General features: G+C 73.5%; 18 protein-coding genes and 1 pseudogene. 7 read left to right on the top strand and 12 right to left on the bottom strand.

What is annotated here, in order from left to right; genetic code table 11:
* Window positions 1-3: 3 nt before the first annotated feature.
* The 3 genes from BLU95_RS39010 to BLU95_RS39000 are packed head-to-tail and all read right to left on the bottom strand — an operon-like array spanning window position 4 to window position 5,457.
* The gene (locus BLU95_RS39010) at window positions 4-3,405 is read right to left on the bottom strand and encodes a non-ribosomal peptide synthetase (protein ID WP_093864187.1); all 3,402 of its coding nucleotides are present in this window, start codon (window positions 3,403-3,405) and stop codon (window positions 4-6) included.
* Window positions 3,402-4,661, bottom strand: a complete 1,260-nt coding sequence (locus BLU95_RS39005; protein ID WP_159425207.1) for an MFS transporter — start codon at window positions 4,659-4,661, stop codon at window positions 3,402-3,404. The genes BLU95_RS39010 and BLU95_RS39005 overlap by 4 nt, the downstream gene beginning before the upstream one ends.
* A gap of 13 nt (window positions 4,662-4,674) precedes the next feature.
* Entirely contained in the window at window positions 4,675-5,457 is a 783-nt protein-coding gene (locus BLU95_RS39000) for an aminoglycoside phosphotransferase family protein (RefSeq protein ID WP_159425206.1), read from the bottom strand.
* Between the two features lie 327 nt (window positions 5,458-5,784).
* Between BLU95_RS39000 and BLU95_RS38995 the strand changes: the two genes are divergently transcribed.
* A complete protein-coding gene (locus BLU95_RS38995) occupies window positions 5,785-8,787 on the top strand; it encodes an AfsR/SARP family transcriptional regulator (RefSeq protein ID WP_093864184.1) in 3,003 nt (1,000 codons plus the stop codon).
* Between the two features lie 154 nt (window positions 8,788-8,941).
* Here the strand turns inward: BLU95_RS38995 and BLU95_RS38990 are convergent, their stop codons facing one another.
* From BLU95_RS38990 to BLU95_RS38975, 4 genes are all read right to left on the bottom strand, one after another.
* Window positions 8,942-11,080 carry a non-ribosomal peptide synthetase gene (locus BLU95_RS38990; RefSeq protein ID WP_093864183.1) on the bottom strand — a complete coding sequence of 713 codons (2,139 nt, stop codon included), beginning with the start codon at window positions 11,078-11,080 and terminating at the stop codon, window positions 8,942-8,944.
* A gap of 483 nt (window positions 11,081-11,563) precedes the next feature.
* Entirely contained in the window at window positions 11,564-12,688 is a 1,125-nt protein-coding gene (locus BLU95_RS38985) for a response regulator (RefSeq protein ID WP_093864182.1), read from the bottom strand.
* A gap of 92 nt (window positions 12,689-12,780) precedes the next feature.
* On the bottom strand, window positions 12,781-12,969 hold the full coding sequence (locus BLU95_RS38980; protein WP_159425205.1) for a hypothetical protein: 189 nt from the start codon (window positions 12,967-12,969) through the stop codon (window positions 12,781-12,783).
* A 236-nt stretch (window positions 12,970-13,205) separates the two neighbouring features.
* Window positions 13,206-13,910 (bottom strand): NUDIX domain-containing protein, encoded by a 705-nt coding sequence (locus BLU95_RS38975; protein WP_093864181.1) that lies wholly within the window; start codon window positions 13,908-13,910, stop codon window positions 13,206-13,208.
* A gap of 348 nt (window positions 13,911-14,258) precedes the next feature.
* Here BLU95_RS38975 and BLU95_RS38970 point away from each other — a divergent pair, with 348 nt between their 5' ends.
* A complete protein-coding gene (locus BLU95_RS38970) occupies window positions 14,259-14,636 on the top strand; it encodes a VOC family protein (RefSeq protein WP_093864180.1) in 378 nt (125 codons plus the stop codon).
* A gap of 54 nt (window positions 14,637-14,690) precedes the next feature.
* On the opposite strand, the pseudogene BLU95_RS38965 reads toward BLU95_RS38970, so the two are convergent.
* Window positions 14,691-15,077: pseudogene (locus BLU95_RS38965) on the bottom strand (helix-turn-helix domain-containing protein); the annotation flags it as partial.
* A 219-nt stretch (window positions 15,078-15,296) separates the two neighbouring features.
* Between BLU95_RS38965 and BLU95_RS38960 the strand changes: the two are divergent.
* Window positions 15,297-16,838: a DPP IV N-terminal domain-containing protein gene (locus tag BLU95_RS38960; RefSeq protein WP_093864178.1), complete on the top strand. Its 1,542-nt coding sequence runs from the start codon at window positions 15,297-15,299 to the stop codon at window positions 16,836-16,838.
* A gap of 33 nt (window positions 16,839-16,871) precedes the next feature.
* Here the strand turns inward: BLU95_RS38960 and BLU95_RS38955 are convergent, their stop codons facing one another.
* The 3 genes from BLU95_RS38955 to BLU95_RS38945 all read right to left on the bottom strand — a co-directional run bounded on the left by BLU95_RS38955 (window position 16,872) and on the right by BLU95_RS38945 (window position 20,087).
* Window positions 16,872-17,753, bottom strand: a complete 882-nt coding sequence (locus BLU95_RS38955; protein WP_093864177.1) for a LysR family transcriptional regulator — start codon at window positions 17,751-17,753, stop codon at window positions 16,872-16,874.
* A gap of 259 nt (window positions 17,754-18,012) precedes the next feature.
* Window positions 18,013-18,345: a hypothetical protein gene (locus BLU95_RS38950; RefSeq protein ID WP_093864176.1), complete on the bottom strand. Its 333-nt coding sequence runs from the start codon at window positions 18,343-18,345 to the stop codon at window positions 18,013-18,015.
* Between the two features lie 29 nt (window positions 18,346-18,374).
* The gene (locus tag BLU95_RS38945) at window positions 18,375-20,087 is read right to left on the bottom strand and encodes a nickel/cobalt transporter (protein ID WP_093864175.1); all 1,713 of its coding nucleotides are present in this window, start codon (window positions 20,085-20,087) and stop codon (window positions 18,375-18,377) included.
* Between the two features lie 573 nt (window positions 20,088-20,660).
* On the opposite strand from BLU95_RS38945, the gene BLU95_RS38940 reads away from it, so the two are divergent.
* Window positions 20,661-22,109 (top strand): DUF4331 domain-containing protein, encoded by a 1,449-nt coding sequence (locus BLU95_RS38940; RefSeq protein WP_093864174.1) that lies wholly within the window; start codon window positions 20,661-20,663, stop codon window positions 22,107-22,109.
* A 71-nt stretch (window positions 22,110-22,180) separates the two neighbouring features.
* Window positions 22,181-23,491, top strand: a complete 1,311-nt coding sequence (locus BLU95_RS45385; RefSeq protein WP_093865446.1) for a tetratricopeptide repeat protein — start codon at window positions 22,181-22,183, stop codon at window positions 23,489-23,491.
* 109 nt (window positions 23,492-23,600) lie between these two features.
* Here the strand turns inward: BLU95_RS45385 and BLU95_RS38930 are convergent, their stop codons facing one another.
* The gene (locus BLU95_RS38930) at window positions 23,601-24,155 is read right to left on the bottom strand and encodes a COG1361 family protein (protein WP_159425204.1); all 555 of its coding nucleotides are present in this window, start codon (window positions 24,153-24,155) and stop codon (window positions 23,601-23,603) included.
* A gap of 252 nt (window positions 24,156-24,407) precedes the next feature.
* Between BLU95_RS38930 and ppnP the strand changes: the two genes are divergently transcribed.
* Window positions 24,408-24,692, top strand: coding sequence for a pyrimidine/purine nucleoside phosphorylase (gene ppnP, locus BLU95_RS38925; RefSeq protein WP_093864172.1), 285 nt, complete (start codon window positions 24,408-24,410; stop codon window positions 24,690-24,692).
* Between the two features lie 194 nt (window positions 24,693-24,886).
* On the top strand, window positions 24,887-25,855 hold the full coding sequence (locus tag BLU95_RS38920) for a DUF4436 family protein (protein WP_093864171.1): 969 nt from the start codon (window positions 24,887-24,889) through the stop codon (window positions 25,853-25,855).
* The last annotated feature ends 9 nt before the right edge of the window (window positions 25,856-25,864 follow it).

Here is a 25,864-nt window from a genome sequence, read left to right as displayed (position 1 = left end):
CGGTCAGACATGCTCGGGCCCCCTGGTGAGTCGGCGCCGTCGGGCGAGTTCGTCGCGGCCGTGCTTGCGCAGCGCGGTCCGGTCGTCGGCGGGCACGGCGGTCCGCGCCTGCCGGAAGTGCGCGGCGCAGGCGGCGACCGTGCCGTGCCGGAACAGGTCGGTGACCGAGAGGTCCAGCCCGGTCTGCGCCATCCGCTCCCGTACGGTGATCAGCGCGAAGCTGCTGCCGCCCACGTCGAAGAAGTTGTCGTTCGGTTCGAGGTCGGGCCGGCGCAGCACGTCGGCCCAGATCGCGCGGATCCGCGCGGTGAGCGAGTCGCCGTTCGCCGGTCCGTCGCCCGTGGCCGGCGGGGCGGTGCGGCGCGCCGGAGTGGCGGCGGCGGTGGCGTGCTCGGCGAGCAGGCGCCGCCGGTCGACCTTGCCGTTGGCGTTGAGCGGGACGCGCTCGACCGGCAGGATCCGGGACGGCACCATGTAGCCGGGCAGTTCGTCGCGGACCAGGGAGCGCAGTTCGCGCTCGTCGCCCGCCCCGGGGTCGGCGCAGACGAAGGCGATCAGTTCCTCGGCCTCGACCACGGCCACGCACTGGCGCACGCCCGGGCGGCGCAGGAACGCCGCCTCGACGTCCGCGAGTTCGACCCGGTGGCCGCGTACCTTGACCTGGGTGTCCTCGCGGCCGATGTACACCAGCCGGCCGTCGGGCGCCCAGCGGACGATGTCCCCGGTCCGGTAGAGCTCGCCGGGGGCGTACGGGTCCTCGCCGAACCGGGCGGCGGTGAGCTCCGGCTCGCCGATGTAGCCGGCGGCGACCAGCTCGCCGGCGAGGTACAGCTCACCGGGCACGTTGACGCCGGTGGGCCGGCGGTTCTCGTCGAGCACGTAGCAGCGGTTCGCCGGCAGCGGCACACCGATGCTGCCCTCCCGCACCCGGCCCAGTTCGGCGGCGGGCACCTCGATCACGGTGTTGACGACGGTGGCCTCGGTGACCCCGTACATGTTGACGAAGACGGCGGGCAGCCGCCGCGGGTCGACCAGTCCGGCCAGCCGGGACCAGCTCAGCGCCTCGCCGACCAGGACCACGTAGCGGACCGGGGAGCGGCCGCCGTCCGGGGAGCCGTCGCCGTCCAGGGTGTCGAAGAACGGCGGCAGTACCCGGTAGAGCAGGCTGGGCGTGAGGTTGACCACCGTGACGCGTTGCGCGTGGATCAGCCGGGCCAGCCGCTCGGGGTCGAGCACGTCCTCCTGGTCGGCGATGACCAGTCGGCTGCCGGTGGTCAGGGCGCCGAGGATCTCCAGGACCGACACGTCGAAGGAGAAGTTGTGGGCGGCCAGCCAGCTGTCGCCGCCGTCGGTGTCCAGGCCGCACGGGCGCGGGCCGAACAGGGCGTCCAGGCCGCGGTGGCGGACCATCACGCCCTTGGGCACCCCGGTGGATCCGGAGGTGTACATCACGTACGCGACGTCCGAGGGTTCGGGCCACCGGACAGCGTGCTCCGGCGCACCGTCGGCGCGGTCGGCAAGGTCGGCGCCGTCCGCGCGGTGGGCGTCCAGCCGGACCGTGTCGCGGCCCTCCGTGAGCTGCCGGGCGAGGTCGGCGGTCTCCTCCTCCATCAGGACGACGGCCGGTCCGGAGCTGTCCAGGATGTGTTCCAGACGGCGGCGCGGGTGCGCGGGGTCGAGCGGCACGTAGGCGCCGCCGGCCTTCCACGTGCCGAGGATCGCCGCGAGCATCGCCGGGGAGCGGCCGAGCAGCAGTCCGACCCGGGTCCCGGTGCGCACGCCGGCCCGGCGCAGCGCGGCGGCGATCCGGCCGGACCACTCGTCGAGTTCCCGGTAGTCGGTCGTCCGTCCCCGGTGCACCAGCGCCACGTCCTGCGGCGCGGCGGCGGCGTGCTCGCAGAACAGCCGGAGCACGGACGGGCGGTGTTCGGACGCGTGGGGCTCGGACGGGGACTCGGACGGGCGGCGCTCGGACGGGCTGTCGCCCGGTGACCGCCGGACCACCGACCTCCGGACCGGCGACGGCCGGACCGATGACGGCTGGACCGGCGGGTTCCAGCCCTCGACGAGCAGCCGGTGCTCCCGGGCGTCCACCATCACGGGCTCGCCGTCCGGGTCGTCGACCAGGGACTCCAGCAGCGCGTGGAAGTGCGCCACCAGCCCCTCGACGGTCGCCGCGTCGAACAGCTCGGTGCTGAAGTCGGCGCGCAGGAACGGCGAGCGGGTGGAGACGTCCAGAGTCAGTCCGAGGTCGAACCGGGCCGCCTCGATCTCGACGTCGACCTCGGACACCGTCAGCCCGGTGAAGTCCGGCACGGTGAAGGTGAAGTTCTGCACCGTCAGCATGGTCTGGAAGACCGGGGCGTGGCTGAGCTGGCGCTCCTCGCCGACCGCCTGGACGATCCGCTCGAACGGCACGTCCTGGTCGCCGAGCGCGGTCAGCGCCGTCCGCCAGGTCCGGGTGACCAGGTCGGCGAAGCCGGGCTCGCCGCTCAGGTCGACCCGCACCGGCAGCGTGTTGACCAGGCAGCCGACCAACTGCTCCTCCGCCTCGTCCAGCCGGTTGGCGACCGGGACCCCGATCACCACCTCCGGCTGGCGGGCGTGCCGGGACAGCACCCTGGCGTAGGCGGCGAGCGCCACCGCGAACAGCGTGACCCCGTGCTCCTTGGCCCAGTCGGTCAGCCGCTGGACCAGCTCCGGATCGACCGGACGGCGCAGCACCGCACCGCGGTGGGTGAGCACACCGGGCCGGGGCCGGTCGGTGTGCAGGGCGAGCTTCGGAGCGCCTGCGAGCAGTTCGCGCCAGTGCTCCAGACGCCTGGTGTGCTTCTCCCACAGCGTGCGCTGGGCCTCGGCGTAGTCCAGGTAGGAGGCGCCCGGCGCGGGCGCCGACCGGCCGTTGTACTGCGCCGCGATGTCGTCGAGCAGCAGTCCGACCGCCCATCCGTCGCAGGCGATGTGGTGCACCAGCACCACCAGCGCGTGCCGGCCGGTCCCCCAGGAGACGATCCGGGCCCGCAGCACCCGGCCGTCGGCCAGCGCGAACGGCACGGCGGCCTCGGCGGCCACCAGGTCGCGCAGGTGGCGGTCCTGGGCCGGCCGGTCGGCCGGCGGGTGGGTGACGGCGGTGACGTCGGGCTCCGCCGTGTCGTGCACCAGCTGAGTCAACTCGCCGTCCCGCACGGCGAACCCGGTGCGCAGCACCGCGTGCCGGGCAGTGACCGCGCGGACCGCCGCGGCCAGCCGGTCGTGGTCCAGCGCACCGGTCATGCGCAGCGCGAACGCCACCACGTAGGCGGGGTTGCCCGGTTGCAGCTCGTTGAGGAAGTAGAAGCGCTCCTGCGTGAACGATGCCCTGCCGCTGCGCTCCCGCGTGAACGATGCCCTGCCGCTGTCGGTCATACCGCCCCTCCGGTGTCCATGACGGCCTCCGGGCGGGCGCTGCCCGCCCTCGCGTCGGCGCTGCGCCGCGCGGCGGGCCCGATCAGCGCGGCCGCGGCGAGCATCAGCCCGGCGATCGCGATCCAGCCCCAGAAGCCTGCCGAGATGACCAGGCCGGAGAAGAGCGCCGGCCCGGCGATGTTCTGGGTCGCCACGTGCAGGTCGAACGCGCCGAGGTACTCGCCCTCGGCGTGCTTGGGTGCCAGCCCGAAGGCGAGGCCCCAGGCCGAGGCGGACTGCATGACCTCGGCCACGGACAGCATCAGGGCGGTCACGACGATCGCCGCGGTGGCCGCCGCGGTCTGGTGCCACAGGGCGGTGACCGAGGCGGCGGCGCAGCCCGCCGCGATCCACAGCCCGGCCCGGCGGGCCGTCGCCGCGGCGCCCGCGACCGTCTCGGCGCCCTTGCTCGCCCGCACCTGGAAGAGGATGACGAAGACGGTGTTGACCACCAGGAGCAGCGGCACCAGGAACGGCCGGACGGCGGCGCGCTCCAGGGCCCACAGCGGCAGCACCACCATGAGCAGGCTGATGTGCGAGGCGAGCACGGTCGACAGTCCGACCACGCCGAGGAATCGCAGGTCGCGCACGGCGCCGAAGGGCCGGGGCCGCTGTTCCGGGTCACCGGGCGGCCCCTCCGGCAGGCGGGTCACCAGCAGCGCCGCGAGACCGAGCAGCACCGCCGCGACCGCGGGGATCAGCACCAGCAGCCGGGTGCTCAGCGCGGCCGCGGCGGCGATGCCGATGCCCGCGCTGAAGCCGACGTTGAACACCGTACGCATGGTCGCGTTGAGCCGGACCCGCTCGCCCTCCGGGATCACGGTGGCCAGCAGCGCGTTCTCGGTCGGTCCGATCCCGTAGTCCAGGAAGCCGACCAGGGTCACCAGGACGTAGAACTGGACCGCGTCGTCCACCGCGGAGTACAGCCCGAAGCCGGCCGCGACGGCCGCGAACAGCAGGAACAGCAGCGTGCGTTTGCGCATCCGGTCGGCGATCATGCCGAAGAGCACCGAGGAGAGCAGTCCGGCGAAGCCCGCCAGCGACAGACCGATGCCCACCTCGGCGGCGGTCAGCCCGACGTGCAGGGTGAAGTAGACGATGCTGCCGGAGAGGAAGACGCCCTTGCCGGTCGCCTCGGCGAACCGGATCGCGAGCAGTCGCCGGCGCAGCGCGTCGGCGGGGATCAGCCGGCCGAGCAGGCCGGTGGTGTTGTCCACGGACCCGGGCACCTCAGTACTCACCCCGTCCGTACGCGAGGAGCGTGGCGACCCGCTCCGGCTGCGGTGCGCGCGCCGCCCCGAGCGGGGCCAGCACCCTGGCCCAGCCGTCCAGCCGCTCGGCGTCGAGTCCGGCGGCCGCCGCCAGGCCGTCGCGGCGGTCCACCATGTCCGCGAGGTCCGCGCCCTCCAGCACGTAGTCGGCCGCGTCGAAGCACCGTTCGCCGACGCAGGCGATCGGACTCCGGGCCACCAGGCCCCGGCGGTCCGAGGTGAGCACATTGCCCAGGTGCAGATCACCGTGGAGAAGCACCCGTTCGGGTTCGGTGGCCAGCAGCCGGTCGGCGATCCGCCTCGCCTCCGCCAGCTCGGCACCGCCCTGCTCGGCCCAGCCGAGCATCATGCCGAGCCAGTCGGCGGCCTGCCGGGGCGCGCTCGCCGGGTCGCCGACCGTGTGCAGGTCGTCCAGGAACCGCGCGTAGTCGGCGGGGGACGGCGGCCGCGGCAGGTCCTCGACCGGAGTGCCGGGCCGGACCGCCTCCAGCAGCGCCGCGCCCCGGCTGCTCCCGTGCACCTCGGGCACCCGGCCGCCGGGGGCGAACTGCCGCAGCATCGCCACTTCCTCGGCGAGGGCGTAGGCGTCCGGCGCGAGCTTCAGCTCGGCCTCGCCCATCGGCCCGGTGCAGGAGACCAGCACGGAGGTCACGGCCGACGAGAAGTCGACGCCGACCACCTCCCCGATGTCGAGTTCCCACTCCCCGGCCAGGGCCGCCACCTGTTCCGGCAGCGAGCCCACCCAGCGACGGTTCACCTTTCCCCGGCGCATGAAGTCCGCGATCGCCTGCAATCGCCCGGCTATCAACTCCAAATCCAGCAAAGGGGACACCCCTTCCATGAGTCGCTTCGTGGTTGGTCGGACGGGTGGGGACGGCCGAGCGGTCCCGCCCCGCTGGCCATCGCCACGGGAGGAGCCTCCGACAGGGCTGTGCAAGGCCGATGGAATGGCTGTGCAAGACCTGTTGAATTCGCGTGGCCGGGGTTTCGACACGGATCAACGACCCTTGACGCTGACCGTTCACATAGGTTCAATTTCCCAGCGGCCACCGGCCTTTCGGGGGAAGAAATGACAGAAACCAGCGTCTTTTTCGGGGTGCTCGGCCCCGTCGAAGTCCGTGTCGACAGCGCCACCGTCGCGCTGCCGTCGCGGGTGAGAGTCCTGCTCGCGGCGCTCCTGTGCCGTCCCAACCGGACGGTCAGCGTCGACGAGCTCACCGACATCGTGTGGAGCAACGAGCCGCCCGCCGCGCCGGCCACCCTGCGCAGCCATGTGCTGCGCCTGCGGCGCCTGTTGGGCGAAGGATCGGACCGGGTGGTGACCACCGGTCCCGGGTACCGGATCGAGGTGGGGGCGCGGACCGAACTCGACACCCTGCTCTTCGGCGAGCACTGCGAATCGGCCCGCGACGCCGCGCGGTCGAGCGACTGGCCCGCCGTCTGGACGGCGGCCTCCGCGGCCCTGGGCCTGTGGCGCGGCACGCCCCTGGCCGACGTGAACTGCGACCGGCTGCACCGGGACGAAACACCGGGCTGGACCCAGTCCCGGGTGGAGGTCACCGAGTTGGCCGCCCGGGCCGGTCTGGAACTGGGCCGCGCGGCCGAATCCGTGCTGCTGCTCACCCGCCTCGCCGCGGAGGAGCCGCACCAGGAAGGCGTGCACGCGCTGCTGATCGAGGCCCTCGCGGTCGCCGGCCGCCGGGCCGAGGCACTGGCCGTCTACCGGCGGCTGCGCACCGCGCTCGCCCGCGACCTCGGCATCGAACCGGGCGCCCGGATCGCGGCCGCCCACCAGCGGGTCCTGCGTTCCGGCGGCAACTCATCGACTCTGCAGAGCAGTTCGGAGCGGACGGCGCCGCCCGACCGGAACCGGCGGACCGGGCCCGAGCCGGACCGCGCCGGCCTGCCGGCGGGCCCCGTCCCGGAGCCGGACGGGACCGGCGCCGAGCTCCGGCGAGAGCACCCGGCGCCGGCCGGGCCGGACACCGTGCCGCCCCGGCTCCCGGCGGAACCGGTCACCGTGCTCCGCCAACTCCCGGCCGACCTGCCCTTCTTCAGCGGACGCGCGGAGGAGCTGCGGACCCTGCTGGCGGCCCCGGCCGCCGGACCGGCCGGGGTCTCGGCCACCGTGCTGGTCACCTCGATCGAGGGCATGGCCGGGGTGGGCAAGACCCAGCTGGCCGTGCACGCGGCGCACGAGCTGGTCCGGGCCGGCCGGTTCGGCACCCTGCAGCTGTACGTGAACCTGCGCGGCTTCGATCCGGACCGGCCACCCGCCGACCCCTCCGACGTCCTGGCGGGCCTGCTGCACGCCCTCGGTGTGGACCGCTCGCTGATGCCCGAGGGCCTCGACGCGCGCGCCGCCCTGTTCCGCGACCGTCTGCACGGCCGCGAAGCACTGCTGCTGCTCGACGACGCTGCCGACGCGCACCAGGTCCGCCCGCTGATCCCGGCCGACCCCGGCTGCCTGGTGCTGATCACCAGCCGGCGCAGTCTGGCCGGACTGGACGGCGCCCGCTCCCTGCCGCTCACCACCCTGCCCCCCGCCGAGGCGCTGCGGCTCCTGGACGCGGTCGCCGGTGCCGAGCGGGTCGCCGACTCCCCCGGAGCCGCGGCCCAGGTCGTCCACGCCTGCGGGCACCTGCCGCTGGCGCTGGTGCTCGCCGCGGCACGCCTGCGGGCCCGCCCGGCCTGGCGGCTCGCGGACCTCGTCGACTACCTGAGACCCGGCGGCATCACTGCCCTGACCACCGGCGGCCGCTCGCTGCGCGCCAGCCTCGACCTCTCCTACCGTCGGCTGCCCGAGGAGGCCCGGCGGGTCTTCCGGCTGCTGGCCGTCCATCCGGGACGCGAGTACACCGCGCCGGCGATCGCCACGCTGGCCGGCGTCGACCCCGCGGCCGCACGCGAGACGCTGGAACTGCTGGTCGACGAGAACCTGTTGATCCAGGACACGCCGGCCCGGTACCGCCTGCACGACCTGCTGCACGCCTTCGCCGCCGAACTCGCGGAGGGCGGGGCCGCCGACCGCCTGGCCCTCTACCGGCTGACGGTGTGGTACTGCCACACCGCCCGCGCGGCGGACGAACTGCTGCGCGCCCGCTCGTCGGCGGTCCGCCCCCGCTACGCCCCGCCGCTGCCCCCGCCGGTGCTGCCGGCCCTGCGCTTCCCGGACCACGACCGGACGCTGGCCTGGCTGGACGCGGAGCGCGCCAACCTCACTGCGGTGCTAGCCCGCGCGGCCGAACAGGGCCTGGGACCGCTGGTCGCCGCGCTCGCGCTCTCGCTCAGCTGGTACCTGCACACCCGCGGCCCGGCGTCGAGCCTGCTGGCGGTGCTGCGCACCACCCAGGCCACGGTCAGTCCGGAGGCGGACCCGGCACTCGCCGCCCGGGTGCTCACGGAGCTCGGCGACTGCCACGCGCTCACCCGCCGGTTCCAGGAGGCCCTCCGGCACCACGAGCGCGCCCTGGAACTGCACCGGGCCAACCGGGACCGGGACGGCGAGGCCGCCGCGCTGCTCAGCCTGGGCAGCGCCCTCGACCGGCTGGACCGGCCCCAGGAGGCCGTCCGGTGCTGGCGGCAGGCCCGGGTGATCTTCGCCGAGCTGGGCAACCGGCTCGGCGCGGCCACCTGCCTGGTCAACCTGGCCCGCTCCTACCGGGCACTGGAGCGGTTCGACGAGGCCGTCGCGCACGACCGCGACGCGCTGGCGGCCTTCCGGGGCCTCGACGACGAGCACGGGCAGGCGCAGGCGCTGGCCGGGCTGGGCGAGCTCCACCAACTGCTGGACCGCGACGCCGAGGCCGTCGGCTACCGGCGCCAGGCCCTGCTGCTGTACCGACGGGCCGGCGACCGCTACGCCGAGGCGGTGGTGCTGGACGGGCTGGGAACCTCGTACTCGCGGCTCGGCCGGCCCGAACAGGCGGTGCGGGCCTGGCGCGGGGCGCACTCGATCCTGACCGACATCGCGCACCCGCGGGCCGCGGAGGTCGAACGGCACCTGGCCGGGGCGGCGGCCGGGCGCGCGGGGAACCGCGCCGAGCGGCGGTCGTACGCACGGTCGCGGTAGCGGGCGCTGCGGTGGCGGGCACTGCCGTGGCGGGCACTGCGGTGGCGGGCACCGCGGACCGCTCTACCGGCAGAAACAGCAATCGGGCGGGTCGGTCCGGGAACATCGTGTTCCCGGACCGACCCGCCCGACCTGTTTCACGTCCTGCGCCGCGTCACCTCCGGCGCCGCGCCGGCGGCTTCGGCAGTGCCGCCCGGTCCAGCTTCCCGTTCCGGGTCAGCGGCATGGCCGCCAGCACCACCGTGCGCCCCGGCAGCATGTAGCGGGGCAGCGCCTCCGCCAGGTGCGCCGTCAGGCCGGCCGGCTCCTGCCCGTCCGCGGTCACCAGGTAGGCCACCAGGACCGGGACCGCGCCCAGGTCCTCGCGCAGCAGCACCACCGCCTCCGACACCGCCGGGTGACCGCACAGCACCGCCTCGATCTCGCCCGGCTCGATCCGCAGACCACGCAGCTTGACCTGGTGGTCGAGGCGACCGAGGAACTCCAGCCGCCCACCGGCCGTCCACCGCACCAGGTCACCCGTGCGGTACAGCCGCGCGTCCGGCCCGGCGCCGAAGGGGTCCGGCACGAACCGCTCGGCGGTGAGGTCCGGTCGGCCGACGTAGCCCCGGGCCAGCCCCACTCCCCCCAGGTACAGCTCGCCCGGCGTGCCGATCGGCACCGGCTCGCGCGCGTCGTCCAGGACGTGGGCCGTGGTGTTGGCGATCGGCACGCCGATCGGGACCCCGCCCTCGGGGTCGTCGTCGCGGCAGGTCCAGTGCGTGACGTCGACCGACGCCTCGGTCGGACCGTACAGGTTGTGCACCTCGGCCCGGCTGCGCTCCCGGAAGCGGCGTACGACGGCCGAGGTCAGCGCCTCACCGCTGCACACCACCCGGCGCAGCGCCGTGCACCGCGCGACCCCCGGTTCCTCCGCGAAGACCGCCAGCATCGACGGCACGAAGTGGGCGGTGGTGACCCCCTGTTCCGCCATCACCTCGGCCAGGTATGCCGGGTCCCGGTGCCCGTCCGGCCGCGCCATCACCAGCCGGGCGCCGGCCAGCAGCGGCCAGAAGAACTCCCAGACCGACACGTCGAAGGTGTACGGCGTTTTCTGGAGCACCACGTCGTCCGGGGTCAGCCGGTACCGGTCCTGCATCCAGAGCAGCCGGTTGACGATGCCGCGGTGCGGGATCGCCACGCCCTTGGGGCGCCCGGTCGAGCCGGAGGTGTAGATGATGTAGGCCAGGTCGGCGTCCGAGGGTTCGCGCGCGGGCGCCGGAGTCGGGGGCGGGGGCGGGTCGGTGGGCGGGGCGCCCCCGTCGAGCGGCAGCAGCACGGAGCCGGTACCGGCGAACAGCGGGGCGAACGACTCGTCCGCGAGCACCACCGCCGGGCGGGCCTCGTCCAGGATGCCGCGGATCCGCGCCGCCGGATGCTCGCAGTCCAGCGGCAGGTAGGCGCCGTCCGCCAGCAGCACGCCGAGCAGGGCCACCACCAGGGCGACCGACCGCTGGGCGCAGACGGCCACCGGCACGTCCGGCCCGACCCCGTTCGCGCGCAGCCGCTCCGCCAGGGCCCCTGCCCTGGCGACGAGTTCGGCGTAGTCGATCTCCTCTGCGGCGTCGGCGACCGCGACCGCCGTGGGGGTGCGCCGGGCCCGGTCGAGGATGTACTCGTGCAGCCGGCGCGGCTCGCCGTAGTCGACGGAGGTCTCGTTGAAGCCGAGCAGTCGCGCGCGCTCGGTCTCGGGCAGCAGCTCCAGCCGGCCGACCGGGCGGCCGGGATCGGCGAGGGCCGCCTCGGCGAGCCGGCCGAGCCGCAGTCCGGCCGCGACGACCGTCTCCCGGTCGTGGCGGTCGAGCCGGTAGCGCAGCGCCCCGGCCGGGGCGGGCTCGAGGTGCAGTTCGAGGTCGTGGCGGAGCTCGTCCCCGACATCCTCCGACCGTGGCTCGCCCGGACGGCCCACCAGCACCTGGCAGGGCGACGGCGACCCGGCACCACCGGAGAACCCGGCCAGCGCCAGGAGCCGGACCGGCGGCACGTCCTGGTGCCGCTCCGCCTGCCTCAGGGTGTCGGCGGTGGAACGCAGTTGATCGAGGAAGGTGGCACCGGGGGCGAGAACGGCGCGCAGCGGGAGCGTCCCGCCGCGGCCACCGGTGCGAGGCACGGCGATCACCACGTCGTCCTGCGCGCGGCAGCGGTGCAACAGGACCTGCACCAGGGTGACCAGGACGTCGAACGGGCGGCAGCCCTCGGTGGCGGCCAGCTTGGCGATACCGTCCAGCAGCGGCGCGGACAGGGCGAACGGCACTGTCCCGGTGTCGCCCGTCCCACCCGTCCCAGCCGTTCCAGCCGTTCCAGCCGTGCCACCCGGCCGACCGGCGCCGCTCGGTCCACCCGCGGCCCCGAAGAGGCCCGGCAGGCCCGACCGGGCGGGCGCACCCGCGAGGTGCTCCGCCCAGAATCGCTCTGCGACGCCGTTCGGGCCTTCGTGGGCAACGGGGTAGGCCGGATCGGCCCCGTCATTCGGATCGTTCGGATCGTTCGGAAACTCGCGTGCATTCTCCAGGCTCATGAGGCCCCCATGTCGGACGAACACGACTGAACAGACAGGGAATTCACAAGGCGGGAAGACGGGAATCGGGCTCCGGGGCGGACCGGGCGACAGAACCGACGACGGTCGGCTGTTGATTCCCCCATGCCCTTTCACCCTAGCGCCGGGCGGAGCCGGTGCGAACAGGAAGACCTCGACTGTGACTTGGGTCACGGGGCGGAGCCGGGTCGCCCGGTGGGGTCAGTCGCGGCCGAGCGCGTGCTCGCGTCGCTCCAGGCAGATCTCCACGAACACCGCGACCTTGGCGCGCAGGGCCCAGGGGTCGAAGGGTTTGACGATGAAGTCGACAGCGCCGGCGGCGTAGCCCCGCATCGAGTACTCGGGGTCGTTGCCGACGGCGGTGAGGAAGATGATCGGGATGTCGCGGGTGCGGGCGCGGCGCTTGATGTGGGCGGCGGTCTCGTAGCCGTCCATCCCGGGCATCTGGACATCGAGGATGATCACCGCGAAGTCGTCGGACTCCAGCAGCGCCTTGAGCGCCTCCCGACCCGAGGCGACGGAGACCACCTCATGACCGTGGGTGTCGAGCACGGCTTCGAGGGCCATGAGGTTGGGGCGCTGGTCATCGACCAGGAGCACCTTCGGCCGGAAGCCCGCGACCAGCGCGGGGGCTTCCAACGGGTCGACCAGGCGGACGAGTTCGGGCTCGGGCAGGACGGCGCCCCGGTGCCGCTCGACCACCTCCAGCTGGCGCTCCAGCAACTCGCAGCGAGCCTCGGCGAACGCCGCTCGCCGGCGTGTCCGCTCCAGCTCCGTGCTGAGCCGGGCAACGTGGAGGGCGAGCACGTTGCGCTCCTCCAGGATCGCCTCGCGGTCCGCGTCGAGCGGCTCCGGCCGGCGGACGGACCCGCTCGGCTGCTCCAGCTCCGTCAACCGCTCGTCCAGGTCGTCGATCGCGTGGCGGCAGCCGTCCAGGGCGTGGTCGAGCTCCTCCTCCCGGACGCTGGTGCGCCGGACCTCCCGGTCCGCGGCCTCCAGCTGCCCCTCCAGCTGCTGCACGGCCTGGCCGATCGAGGCATTGGTGCGCACTGCCGCGATGCGCAGCACCCGCAGGCGCTCCCGTGCCGCCTGCTCGACGCGGGTCCCGCGGACATCCTCGATGTGGCGCAGGAAGTCGTCCACGAAGTCGGCCGGCGGGACGCGGGTGCCCGCCAGGTAGCGGGAGAGCGTGCCCGCATCCACGTAGCACCGTGCCGCGCAGCGGCGGACCGAGACCGCCAGCTCGGCGAACAGCTCCCGCAGGGCCTGGGCCAGGGCCCGGCACTCGCTGTTCAGATTGTCGCTCAGCGGTTGAAGGCCGCTCATCCCCACCCCTTCGGCCCGGCCGCCTCCCGGCGGCCGGCCACCTCGTGCCGCCCTCCCCGGCGGCTGCTCCATGCTTGCGTCACCGAGGCCGTTCATGACGGTGTTCCAGGAAGTTCCTCGGCCTCGACGGCGACCAGACGATCGAGGAACGGCACCGCGAGACCGAACGCCCCCGCCCCGTACAGGACGCACTCGGCGGCGTGCGACCCGGCGAGCCGCATCAGCACCCCCGCGCCGATCCCGGTGAGCACCGCGGACAGCAGGATCAGCGCCGATCTCATGGACAGCAGCGAACGCCGCATCCGGACCTCCGACATCGAGGACCCGCCCAGCCACGCGCCGCGGGTCCGACCTCCCGGCCGGAACACCGGGCCGCAAGCATCCTCTCCGGGCCGGGAACCGTTGCGCGCCCCGCAACACCTCGCAACGGCACACGGCGACGGACCGGCAACACCGCCCTGGGTCCGGGTGGGTGCGCCCCGGGACGCCCGGTGCGTGTTCCCCGGGGCCCGGGCCGCTATCGGCGATCGCCGCCGGACGGTTCCCGTTCGACGAGGTGGTCCGACAGGACCGTGGCCGCGTCCGGGGTCGTCGCGCGCAGCGCGACCATGCCGGCCACGATCGCCTCGCACAGCCTGGTCCGGAGCTCTCCCGTCCGCACCGGGTCCGGATCGTCGGCCACCAGCGCGCTCGCCTGCGCGCAGGCGTCCGCCAGCAGACGGAGCCCACTCTCGACGGCGGACCCGCCGGAGACCGAGCAGCGGTCGGCCAGCCGAGTGTGGATGCGGTCGATCTGCGCCCACACCCAGGGCTTCCCGACCCGGAGATGGCCCTCCAGCTGCCGGACGTAGTCCTTGAGGCTCGGCGGGACCTTCATGGCCTGCACCTCGGGGATCGGCACCAGGCGCAGTTCCTGGCCTTCGCCGAGGACGAGCCGGGTGGGGTCGACGTCCACGATCGCGTGGAAGTAGCGGGCGGTGCCGGTGTCCCCCTCCGCCCGGACGGGGTCGAAGGGCAACAGGGCCTCGACGTCCAGTCCGGTCTCCTCGCGGAGTTCCCTCCGGGCGGTCTCGTACGGTGTCTCCCCGGCCTCCGCGTGGCCCCCGGGCACGACCCAGTGGGCCGGCCAGCGGATGTCGGGCAGGTCGTCCCTCAGCTGGAGCAGGATCTCGCCCGCGGGGGTGGTGATGATCGCATCCGCGCTGGTGAAGTCGGCACTCATCGGTCAGCGAGTCCTTTCCGTCGTGGCGGCTATTCGGCCCGGACCGACCGATCCGCACGCGGCCGCTCCGCACGGTCGATACCCCGCGAACGGCCGCCAGGACCTCCCGGCGGGCCGCCGCGGCGAGGTGTCCCGCGAGGAGGTCCGGGCCGGGGGCCGCTCCGGGCCGCGGCTGCTCGCGGGCCGTACCCGGTCGCGGGTTCGTCAACCGCTGGGTTAACGATCGTTGCGGTTTCGGCCGTTGTTCCTGCCGTCGGCACGACGGGATGCTTGGTCCGTTCGCAGCACGGACAGCCGAAGGAGCAGTACAGACATGCCCGTTCACACAGTCGGGGGGTACAGACCGCGATGAATGTCGTCGCTTCCACGGTGGTGCTGAGCATCACCGATCCGGGTTCCTCCAGCCGGTTCTTCACGACGCACCTCGGCTACCGGGAGGTGCTGGCGGACGAGGAGTCCGTGGTCCTCGTCCGGGACGATGCCGCCCCGGACGTGCTGTTACGGCAGCGGGACCTCGAACTGCCGCCCGGGCCGCGGGCGGTCGGTGCGCTGGTGTCGTTCGCCGTGACCGGCATCGCCGCCGAGTACGAGCGGCTTCGGCGGGCGGGCGCCAACCTCACCGTCCCGCTGCGCCGCGAGCCGTGGGGCGAACTGCTGCTGGAGCTCACCGATCCCAACGGCGTCGTGGTCCGGCTGACGGAGTGGATTCCACCCGCCGGCCGCTGATCCGCCGGCGGCCGCCGTCATCGTCCGGTACCGGACGTCGTCGTCGACGGTTCAGCGCTCGCGGCGGCGTTCGCCGCGTTCCCGGCGGACAAGGCCCTGGGTGTCGAGAAGGGCGACCGCCAGGGGCAGGGTCGCGCCCCGGGGGCCGCAGCCGCACCCGCCCGCCTGCGGCCGTGACCTCGAAGCGCTCCGGGCGTACGAGGAGACCCTCGCCGACGTCCTCGTGACCGCCGTCCTGCCCGCGCGGCGGGTCCGGCGTTCGGTGGCGCGGTGGGCCCGGTCGGCGCGGTAGCCGGTGGGGCCACCGTTGCGCATCACCTCACGGGTGACGATCGAGGTCGGGCGGTCGAGGCCCCTGGCGATCCCGGCGTACGCGAGGCCGTCGGCCAGCCCCGGTGCGATCAGCCGCCGTTCCTGCTGAGTGAGCCTGCTTCCCGGCATAGCCGCCCCTGCGTGTTCCCCGAGAGACCGAACCCAGCGCCTACTTCTCGTTCAATGCAACGCCGGACTTCTCGTCGTTGCAATGAATTCCGGCCCACTGCAACGATCAACGCGCATTTGCCTACCTTAATGCGATCATGAGGAACCATATGGTTGCTCATATCACGAAGGCAACGTAGCGTTTCTGATTGAAGAAATCTTAAACCACAGGAGAGCACCGTGCAGAAGTCCGGCACCCCCGGCGAACCCGTCGTCCACGACCAGGTCCGGCCGCTGTGGATCGACGGCGGCTCACGGTTCTGGTACGCGCTGGACGGCGACCGCGACCGCGACCGCGACCGCCACGACCACGGCCGCCGGTTCGTCCTGGTCGACCCGGCCGCGGGCACGTGCGAGCCGGCCTTCGACCACGCCCGGCTCGCCGCCGCACTGGCCACCGCCTCCGCGCGGCCGATCAGCCCCGAGGCGCTGCCGCTCACGGCCGTCAGACCGAACGGGAACGCCGTGGAGTTCGCCGCCGTCGGTGGGTACTGGCGCTGCCGCCTCGACGACTACACCTGCGAGCCCGCCGAGTTCACACCGCCGGGCGACCCGCTGGAGGCGCTGTCCCCCGACGGGAAGGTCACGGTGGCCCGGCGAGGACACGACCTGTGGGCACGCTCGGTGCCCGACGGCCGCGAGTGGGCGCTGACCACCGACGGCGGGCCGGAGTACCAGTACGGCACCGACCCGGCCGGCACCGCCGACGCCACCCTGCCGCACCGGGTCGGCCTGCCGGGTCTGCCGCCCGCGGTGGCCTGGTCTCCCGACTCGACGCGGGTGCTGACGCACCGGATCGACCGGTGCGGCGTCCGGCAGGCCCACCCGGTGGAGGCACGGCCCGGCGACGACGGTGCGCCCGCCGTTCACGCCAGAGGGCACGCCTGCGCGGGGGGCGGGACCGAACCCCGGGCCGAACTCCTCGTCCTGGACGTCCGCACCGGCGCAGCGGTCCGCGCGCAGGCCGAGCCGCAGCTGCCGCCGATCACCACCGAGTGGGCGTGGTGGGCCGAGGACGGCTCGGCGGTGTACTACCTCGCCCACGCCCGCGACCCACGGACTCTCTCCTTGCACCGGCTGGACCCGGCCACCGGCGAGGTCACCACCGTGCTCAGCGAGACCGTCGATCCCGGCGAAGAGACCGGCGAGACCGGCGACACCCGGGTCGACCCGCCCAACCCGCAGCCGCACGAGCCGCCCGTCGTACGGGTACTGACCGACGAGGTGCTCTGGTACTCGCGGCGGGACGGCCGGGGCCACCTGTACCGGTACGACCTGCACACCGGCGCGCCGCTCGGGCAGGTAACCTCCGGGCCGTGGGACGTGCGGCGGATCCTGCGCGTCGACGAGGCCGCGCGGGTGGTGTACTTCACCGCCACCGGACGGGTCGAGGAGGCCCCGGACCGCCGCACGGTGTGCCGGGCCGCACTGGACGGCTCCGGGTCCGGCCCCACCATGGGCGTGGCCATGGGATACGGCTTCGGTTTCGGCTTCGGCTTCGGTCCGGGTTTCGGCCTCGGCCCCGGCCGGGGCGCCGGCTCCGGTCTCGGCCTGGGCCTCGGTTTCGGCTTCACCGAGCTCACCGACGACGAGCTGGACCACGCTGTCATCGTCGCGGACGGCCAGGAGTACTTCATCGACTCCGGCTCCACCGTCGACACCCCGCCGCTCACCTGCGTCCGCGACTGGACCGGACGAGTGCTCGTCGAGCTGTTCGCCTGATCGCCGCGCCGTCGGAGCGGCGTCCCGTCGGCCTCAGAGCGTGCCGAGGTCGCGGACGACCTGCGCGAAGGCCCGGACGAGTTCGTTCTCCGATTCGCCGCGCCACACCAATCCGTAGTCCAGTGCGCCCATGTCGTGGATGGGCAGCCACTCGATGTCCGGGCGGGCCCAGTAGCGGCTCACATGGACCGGGAAGGTGTTCACGACCTCGCCGACGCTGACGAGAGTGAAGATGTCGTCGATGGTGTCGACCGCCGGTCCCCGCTCGATCACCCGGCCCTTGGGGGTGTGCGGCGGCGTGTAGCTGTCGGCCCAGTAGTCGGGGAGGTCCTCGCCGAACGGGGTGCGGAAGTCGCCGAGCATCTCCACACTCACCGAGGAGCGCCCGGCCAGCTCGTGGTCGAGGGACACCGCGAGCACCCTGGTCTCCGCGAACATCCTCGGGCCTGTGACCAGGTCGGGTTCCAGGACGGGCAGCCAGGAGACCAGGATGTCGACGTCCCCCCGGCGCAGCCCGGCAAAGGGCTCGACGAAGGGCGCGTGCCGCAACTTGAGCCCCCACTGGGGGTGGCGGGTGCGGAAGGTCTCCCAGTACGGGCGCAGCTCGTGGGCATTGGCGGGGATCATGCCGATCCGCAACAGGTCGGTCTTGCCCTGGGCGGCCAGCCGGGCCCGCTCGACACTCTCCTTGAGGCCCCGGTGGATCGGAACCAGGTCCTTCCGCAGCTGCTCCCCGGCGGGCGTCAGCCGCACGTTGCGGCTGTCACGCCGGAACAGCTCCGCGCCGATGCTGCGCTCCTGCTGCTTGATCGCCTGGCTGACCCGTGCGGTCGACACGTACAGCCGTTGGGCTGTCCGCCCGAAGTGCAGTTCCTCGGCCAGCGTCAGGAAGATCTCGATGTCCCGCAGTTCCATGCATTCCACCCCGTTGACCAGCCACTCGTCCCGACGAGCGCGTGCCAGAGTGGCACGTCGGCGCCCTCTGCCGCAATGCTGGGGCGATCTTCGACGGGTGGGCGGCCGACGCTGTGGAACGGTGCGCGAGTGCGGGGGCGGGATCCAGGTCCCGCCCCCACGTGTCCTTCCGCAGCACCGATCGGCCCCCGTGCGGAGCGCCTCGTGGTGCTGCGGGCGCGCGACGGGGTCGACGTGCGGGGCGGCGGCGTGTCAGGTCCTACTTCGGCGGCGAAACACGGCTGCTGTCGCCGCCGAGCTCGGCATACAGCTGGGTCCAGCGGCGGTCGGTGTCGGTCGGCGGCTTGCCGTCGCAGTACGCCGTGGTCCCGTTGGCCGTGTAGAAGCGCATCATCTCCAGCACCGCCCGTGGGTCGGAGCTCTCCCTTCCCGTGTAGTCGGTGCCGGGCTCCCGGCTCTGGTGCTGGAGGCAGGACGGGGACGGTGTGCCCGGCTGGGCGTCGAAGCTTCCGTCCGGCTCGCCTCCGCAGGCCGTCAGCGGCACGACGGCGAGGAGGACCAGGCACAGCAGGTGCGCGCGGCGGGTGGTCACGGTGTTCGGCCTCCGGCGGGGACGGGCGTTCACAGGGTCGAGGGGAAGCTGCGGACGACCAGCCCCACCCCCACGGTCAGGATGAGCAGCGCGGTCAGCAGGGCACTGTACGGGGCGATGCGGCGGAGCCGGCCGACGACGGGGCCGTCCGCCACGCCCGTGATCCGGTCGCCGAGGCGGACCAGCAGCAGGCCGACGGCGGTCAGGGTGGCGGCCATGCCCAGGCCGTAGGCGAGTACCAGGGCCGCGCCGAAGAGGGTCCGGCCGAGGGCGACGGCACCCAGCAGGACCACCAGGGCGGACGGGCTGGGGACCAGGCCGCCGGCGATGCCGAGGCCGACGAGGCTTCGCCGGCCGGGTGCCGCGGGACCGTGGTGGTGATGGTGGCCGCCGCCGAACAAGCCGTGTCGGTGGCCGTGGTGGTGCGGTTGGTCGTCGTCGTGCGAGTGACCATGGTGGTGCGAGTGGCCGTGCAGGTCGTGCTCGTGGTGCGAATGCGCGGCGTGGTCGTGGCCGTGGACATGGCTGTACTCGTGACCGTGGCTGTGGTCGTGGTCGTGGCCGTGACCGTGGCCGTGACCGTGGCCGTGGCCGTGCGGCTGCCCGTGGCGCCCGACCGGCGCGGGGGACGCGGACACGTGCGCGAGTTCCCTGAGGGGTTCACTGTCCGCCTCCGCATGCGGGTGCCGGTGATGCTCCGGCGCCCGCCCACCGCCCGGGCGCCGGAGCGCGTCGCGCAGCAGGCCCGCCCCGACGAAGGCGACCAGGACGCCGCTCCCCACCCCCAGCCAGCCGAGCAGCACGTCGCCGGCGAGCGAGGAGAACGCCGTCAGGCACAGGCCGACGACGAGCACGCCGGCGGTGTGGGTGGCCGTGACGGTCGCGCCGACGGTGACGGCGTCGCGGGTACGGCCGCGGCGGCCCGCGAGGTAGGCGGCCATCACGGTCTTGCCGTGTCCGGGCAGCAGGGCGTGCCCCGCGCCCAGGACGACCGACAGCAGGACGGCCAGCAGGCCGAGGGGAAGGGTCAGCCGCCGGGCGGCGCCGAGCTCGGTGAGGCGGGCGTCGAGACCGCTCAGCCAGGCCGTCGGCCCGGAGCCCGCCGCCCGCTCGGCCGCCCCCTGGGCGGGTGCCGCCGTGCCGCCGGGGCCCACCCGGAACTGCGCGCGGGTGACGCCGCTGGGGCTGTCGAGCAGGTCGCGGGGATAGTCCCGCAGCTCGTTGGAGACCGATCGGCCCGGCACGTCGGCCGACCGGACCGTCGCCCCGTCGCCCCGGACGGTGATCTCGTTCCAGCCGACCCGGCTCGGGTCGCTCCCTCCGTCGACCCGCACGGTGGTGCCGTCGGCCGGGAGGTGCAGTTCGGCCCGCAGCACGCACTCCAGGCGGCTGGTGCGCAAGCCCGCGGAGCCGTCCTCGTACTGGAACCGCGCGGAGTCCGTCCGCCAGATCAGTGCTTCGGTCGCAAGGTCGGTCGTCGCCCGGATCTCCCGTGCGGTCCGGTCGCACTGCTCGGACGCCCAGGCGGTGCGCTCGGCGTCGTCGACGGTGCCGTCACCGTCGCGGTCGACCTTCGGCTGCTCCTGGAGGGTGGGAATCTCGGCGGCGTCGGTGACGACCAGGAGCTCGATGCCGTCGGGGTGAACGGTGAAGCCCAGGTAGTGGTTGAGGGAGAAGTTCCCGAGCGGGTGGGCGTCGGCGGCGGGTGCAACGAGGACGAGCAGGCACAACGCACCTGACACCGCCGCACCTGTCCGGGCGAGAGATCGTGGGACCGCCACACTGGGCCTCCGGGGGGAAGGGGCCGGCTGCCGTGACGAGGCCCGGCCCGGCAGGAAGAGGGAAGGGGCCGCGAGGGCCCACATCACGTTCGGGGCTGCCCGGCCCTCGGAGCGGTCACCGTCCCGGACTGTCCGCAGGACCACCCGCACGGAGCATCGCGCCCGGACACCGGTTCCCACAGGTCGAACATTCGATCCTCCCCGCGCACTTCGGCGGCGCGGGCTCCCCAGACCCGGTGGCCGAGCTCCTCCCCCCTCGGCGAATCCCGCACTACGGACCCTTGTTGCAATTCATTCGCAAATACTGCCTCTATGCATCAACTGCCTTGCATCAGTGGGTTTTTCGCCTGGGCGAGTGACATCGCTGACCCATCGGGGTGAGGCGACCGAACCGCGCCCGCACCACTGACGAAGCCCCGACGGGATCCGGTCCACAGTGCCGAGTGCGGCTGCCCGGCCGGATCCCCCGCTCCGCCGCCGCATCCGGCCCGGAGCGGCCACCGTCCCCTTCACAGGAACGAGCACCCCACCCGCATGAACGTCACGATCCGCCCTGCCACCAGACGCTCCACCGCCCGCACCGCGGCGATCCTCACCACCATGAGCCTCGCGCTCGCCAGTACCGCGATCCTCGGGTCCGGCGCCGGCGTCAGCACCGCCTCCAGCCACCGCGAGGCGCCGCTCATCGCCGCCGACCCGCAGGTGGACAACACCGATCTCTACGCCTTCACCAGTCCCGACAACCAGGACACGGTCACCCTGGTCGCCAACTGGCTGCCGTTCCAGGAGCCCAACGGAGGGCCGAACTTCTACCCCTGGGCCGACGGCGCGCACTACGACATCAACATCGACTCCCAGGGCACCGGCAAGCCCGACCTCACCTACCGCTGGACCTTCCACACCGAGGACCGGCGCGGCACCAACACCTTCCTCTACAACAACGGTGTCGTGAACAACCTCACCGACCCCACCCTGCTGTTCCGCCAGTACTACACGCTCCAGGAGCTGCGCCCCGACTGCGACCCGGTGACCCTGGTCGAGCACGGCACCGCGGCGCCGTCCGACACCGGCCGCGCCTCGATGCCGAAGTACGGGCAGCTGCGGCAGCAGGCGACCGTCCAACTGCCCGGGGGAGGACAGACGGTGGCCACCCAGGCGGCGGACCCGTTCTTCCTCGACCTGCGGGTCTTCGACCTCCTGTACGGGGCGAACCTCTCCGAGGTCGGCCAGAACACCCTGGCCGGGTACAACGTCAACTCCCTGTCCATCCAGGTGCCCAAGAGCCGGCTCGCCTACAAGGGCGACGCCCGCCGCAACCCCGTGATCGGGGTGTGGTCCAGCACCGAGAAGCAGACCCTCGGGCTCAGCCCCGGCAAGGCCGCGCCGACCGGCAAGTTCGTCCAGGTCTCCCGTCTCGGCAACCCGCTCGTCAACGAGGTCGTCCTGCCCGCCGGACTGAAGGACGCCTTCAACTCCCTGCCGCCGTCCGAGGACCACAACCAGCCCGCCGTGGTCGCCAAGGTGCTGAACCCCGAGGTGCCGCAGCTGGTCCAGGCGATCTACGGCCTCCCGGCCCCGGCCACCCCGCGCACCGACCTCCAGGAGATCTTCCTGACCGGGATCGCCAAGGCCGCCAACGGCCCCCTCGCCGTCGACCTCAACTCCCAGCTGATGAACCGGGACATCGACCCGAAGCGCTTCGTCCCCGCCGAGGAGCTGCGGCTGAACATGTCCACCCCGGTCAGCGCGAAGCCCGACCGGCTCGGCGTCCTCAACGGCGACTTCCAGGGCTTCCCCAACGGCCGCCGCCTCACCGACGACGTCGTCGACATCGCCCTCCAGGTCATGGAGGGCGCCACCCCGGGCCACCTGATCGGCGCCCTCGCCGCCGGCGACAAGGTCAACAGCGCCGACAAGCCCTTCGGCACCGCCTTCCCCTATCTCGCGCTGCCGTACGACAAGGCCGTCAACCAGTCCCACTGACCCACACCGCCGGGCGGGTGGCCGACGACACCGTCGGCCACCCGCCCGGCCCCCACCCGTTGAAGGACCCCATGCGCCGCCTGCCCCTGCTGCTCACCACCATCGCGCTCTGCGGCGGCCTGGCCGCGTTCGGGGCGCTGGACCGCCCCCGCCCCGGGACCCCTCTCCCGACTGCTGCCACCGCCCGGCCCCCGGGCGACCGCTCCGCCCCCGGCAGTTCACTGACCCGGGCGATCACCGCCGACCAGCAGCGGCTGCGACTACTGCCCTCCGACGCGGCCGGGTGGGCCCGCCTGGGTGCCGAGTACGTCGAACAGGCACGCCTCACCGCCGACCCGTCCTACTACCCCAAGGCGGACGAGGCCCTGCAACGCTCCCTGGCCCTGGCCCCGCAGTCGAACGCCGACGCTCTCACCGGCCTGGGCGCGCTCGCCAACGCCCGCCACCTCTTCGACCGGGCCCGCGAGTTCGCCGAGCAGGCCGTCGCCGCCTCGCCCGCGCACTGGCCCGCCTACGCCGTGCTCGCCGACGCCCGTACCCAGCTCGGCGACGACACGGGTGCCACCGAGGCCGTGCAGCAACTCCTGGACCGCCGCCCCGGCACCGCCTCCTTCACCCGCGCCGCCTACGACCTCGAACAGCACGGCCGCACCGACGACGCCCGGGCCGCGCTCCGGCAGGCCCTCGACGGTGCCTACGACCCCGCCGACAAGGCCTTCTGCCAGTACCAGATCGCCGAACTCGACCGGAACTCCGGCCGCGCCGACGACGCCCTCACCGGCTACCGGCAGGCCCTGCTCGCCGACCCCGACCACACCCCCGCCCTCGCCGGCCGGGCCCGCGCCGAAGCCGCCCTCGGCCGCAACGACGAGGCCCTGCGCGACTACACCGCCGCCGTCGCCCGCGTCCCGCTCCCCCAGTACCTGCTCGAGCTCGGCGAACTCCACGAATCCCTCGGGCATCCGGAACAGGCCCGCGAGCAGTACCGGTTGCTGGCCGCCGAACAGCGGCTCGCCGCCGCCAACGGCGTCGTCGACGACCTCACCCTCGGCCAGTTCCAGGCCGACCACGGCGACCCGACCGAAGCCGTCCGCCTGCTCCGAGCCGAATGGTCCCGCCGCCGGAACGTCCTCGTCGCCGACGCCCTCGCCTGGGCCCTGCACCGGACCGGCGCCGACTCCGAAGCCCTCGCCCTCGCCCGGCGGGCCCAGGAGCACGGCTGGCACAACGCCCTGTTCCTGTACCACCTCGGCACCATCGAGCACGCCCTCGGCCGGGACGACGACGCCCGAACCCACCTCACCGAAGCCCTCGCCACCGACCCGGCCTTCCACCCCCTCCAGGCCCCGCTCGCCCGCACCGCACTCGCCCGCCTCGGATGAGCGGGACCGAACCCGGCGCCCGCGCTGCCTCGACCGGACGGTGACCTCGGCGAGCAACCCCGACAGGGCGCGAGGCGGGAAGGCCCGGAATCGGGCGGGCCGGGCGGTGCTACGGCACGGCCGGGCAGACCAGGGTCACGAGGGAGGAGGTGGCGGCGATGGGCGGCAGGGAGTCGTGGATGCCCTGGTCGTACTCGTAGTAGACGTAGGACAGGTAGAAGCCCACCTTCGTGACCCAGGCGCAGTCCGCGTCAGGAGCGAACCGGAAGGAGACCGTCACCGTGCGGCTCTCGCCGGGCGCCACGGGTGCCTGCGGTGCGGTCAGGTTGTAGCTGAACCCGAACTGGTTCGGTCCGCACCAGCTGGCCGCGGTACACCCGGTGAACGCGTACGGGGCCACCCCGGAGCCCGCCGGGACGAAGAAGTCCGGGGTCACGGTCGCGTAGAGGAAGTTCACCGGGCCGGACTCGCGGTTGGTGAACGTCACGGTCACGTTCGCGGCCTGTCCGGGTGCGACCGTCGTACGGTCGACGCTCATGGTGAAGCGGGGCGCGGGGGGATCGGCCACGGCGAAGGCCTGCCGGCCGAAGCCCATCAGAGTGAGGAACAACGTCAGTGCGGCGACGAGGCGTACACGCCTCATCGCGGAGGCGGGTATGAACATGGTCGCCCAGCGTAGCGATCCGTGCCCCGTTCGTCTGCCTCGCGCTCCTGAAACCGGCCACGGGCGCCCACCGCGGGGCTCGTGCGGGAGTCCGCGCGGCAATCGATGCGGGGACGGACGACCGATCGACTTGATCACCCCTTGGACCTGCGGGAAGGGACGGTGGAGGCTGGCGTAGCCTTCCCCCACCGAGGGCCGGCCCCCGCGACGGGCGGGGCGTCCCTCCTCCGTTCGTCTCCCGAGAGGATGCCGATGTTCAAGGTCAACGAGTACTTCGACGGCGCGGTCAAGTCGATCGCCTTCAGTGCGGAGGAAGGTCCGGCGACCGTCGGCGTCATGGCGCCCGGCGACTACGAGTTCGGCACCGCCAAGCGGGAGATCATGCACGTGGTCAGCGGCGCGCTGACCGTCAGGCTGCCCGGCTCCGAGGAGTGGGAGACCTTCAAGGCCGGTGACCGGTTCGATGTCCCCGCCGACAGCAGGTTCCAGGTCAGGAGTGCGGTCGAGACCGCCTACCTCTGCGAGTACCGGGACTGACGGACGCGAAGGTCCCCAGGGAGCGCCTCTGCCTCTCGGCGGGCCCAACGTCCCGACCCGGGTCGCCGGAGTCGCGGACGGATCCGCCTGGGTGAAAGGGCTCCGGCCGGGGCGAGGTGCACCGTCGGTTCGAGGCGCCGGCGGGGACAGTGGGCGGGACGGCGTTGTTCCCTCCGAAGGCGAGACCGATCCGTATGCCTCCTCCGTCCGAGCGGTCCGCGATCCGGATGCGACAGCGGGTCCGGCAGCGGGTGCGGATCCGGCGCGGACCCGGATCCGCCGGTGCGCCGCCCGCCCCCGCTCCCTCACCGGTGTGGGGCCGGGTGCCGCTCTGGCGGCCGGTGGTCGTGCTGAGCGTGATCGCGGCGCTGTGCGCAGCGGGCCTGGTGCTCTACTGGAACGAACGGTCCAGCCGCGAGCACGTGCAGGTGGTGGGTTCGGCCGGGGCCGCCGACTACCTGCTGGTGGGTGTCACCCTGCAGCGGGTGGACGCGGCCGGGGAGGCGTTGACGGCCAAGATCCTGGTCGAACCGCAGGGCGCGCTCGCGGTGGCCGACGACCCGCTGGCCCCGACCCAGGAGCTGGTGCTGGAGACGACCTCGCTGGAGCAGGCCGTGCTCCGCTACCCGGAGGGCCGGCGGATCGGGACCACCACGGTGTCCTTCGCCCTCACCGACGGACGGATCTCGGACTACCCGTTCGACCGCTACCACGCCCTGATCGGCTTCCAGGCCAGCGCCGGCGGCCGGGACGTGCCCGTGGTGCTCGCGCTGCGAGGAACCGACCCGTTCTTCACCGTGCGACAGAGCGATCAGGAGGAGGACCGGGGCGCCGTCGCGGTGACCGAGCGGGTGAGCCGGTCGCGCAGCACGTTCATCCTGGCCTGGTTCATGATGGCGGCGATGTGGGCGCTGGGCCTGTCCGTACTCGCAGCGGCATGGCTGATCACCCGGCAGCGGCGCGGTCTGGTGTGGCCCGCCCTGGGCTGGATGGCGGCCACCCTGTTCGCCCTGATCGGGATGCGCAACGCCGCGCCCGGCAGCCCGCCGATCGGCTCGCTGCTGGACTACGCGGCGTTCTACTGGGCCGAGGCGCTGGTGACGGTGGGGCTGACGATGACGGTGGTGCGAGGGGCCCGGACGGAGAGCCGCGGCGCGACGTGAGCGGGAGCT

Source organism: Streptomyces sp. TLI_053, assembly GCF_900105395.1.
GTDB lineage: Bacteria > Actinomycetota > Actinomycetes > Streptomycetales > Streptomycetaceae > Kitasatospora.
Note: the sequence above shows the minus strand (reverse complement) of the source record. Positions and strands in the feature narration are given on the sequence as shown.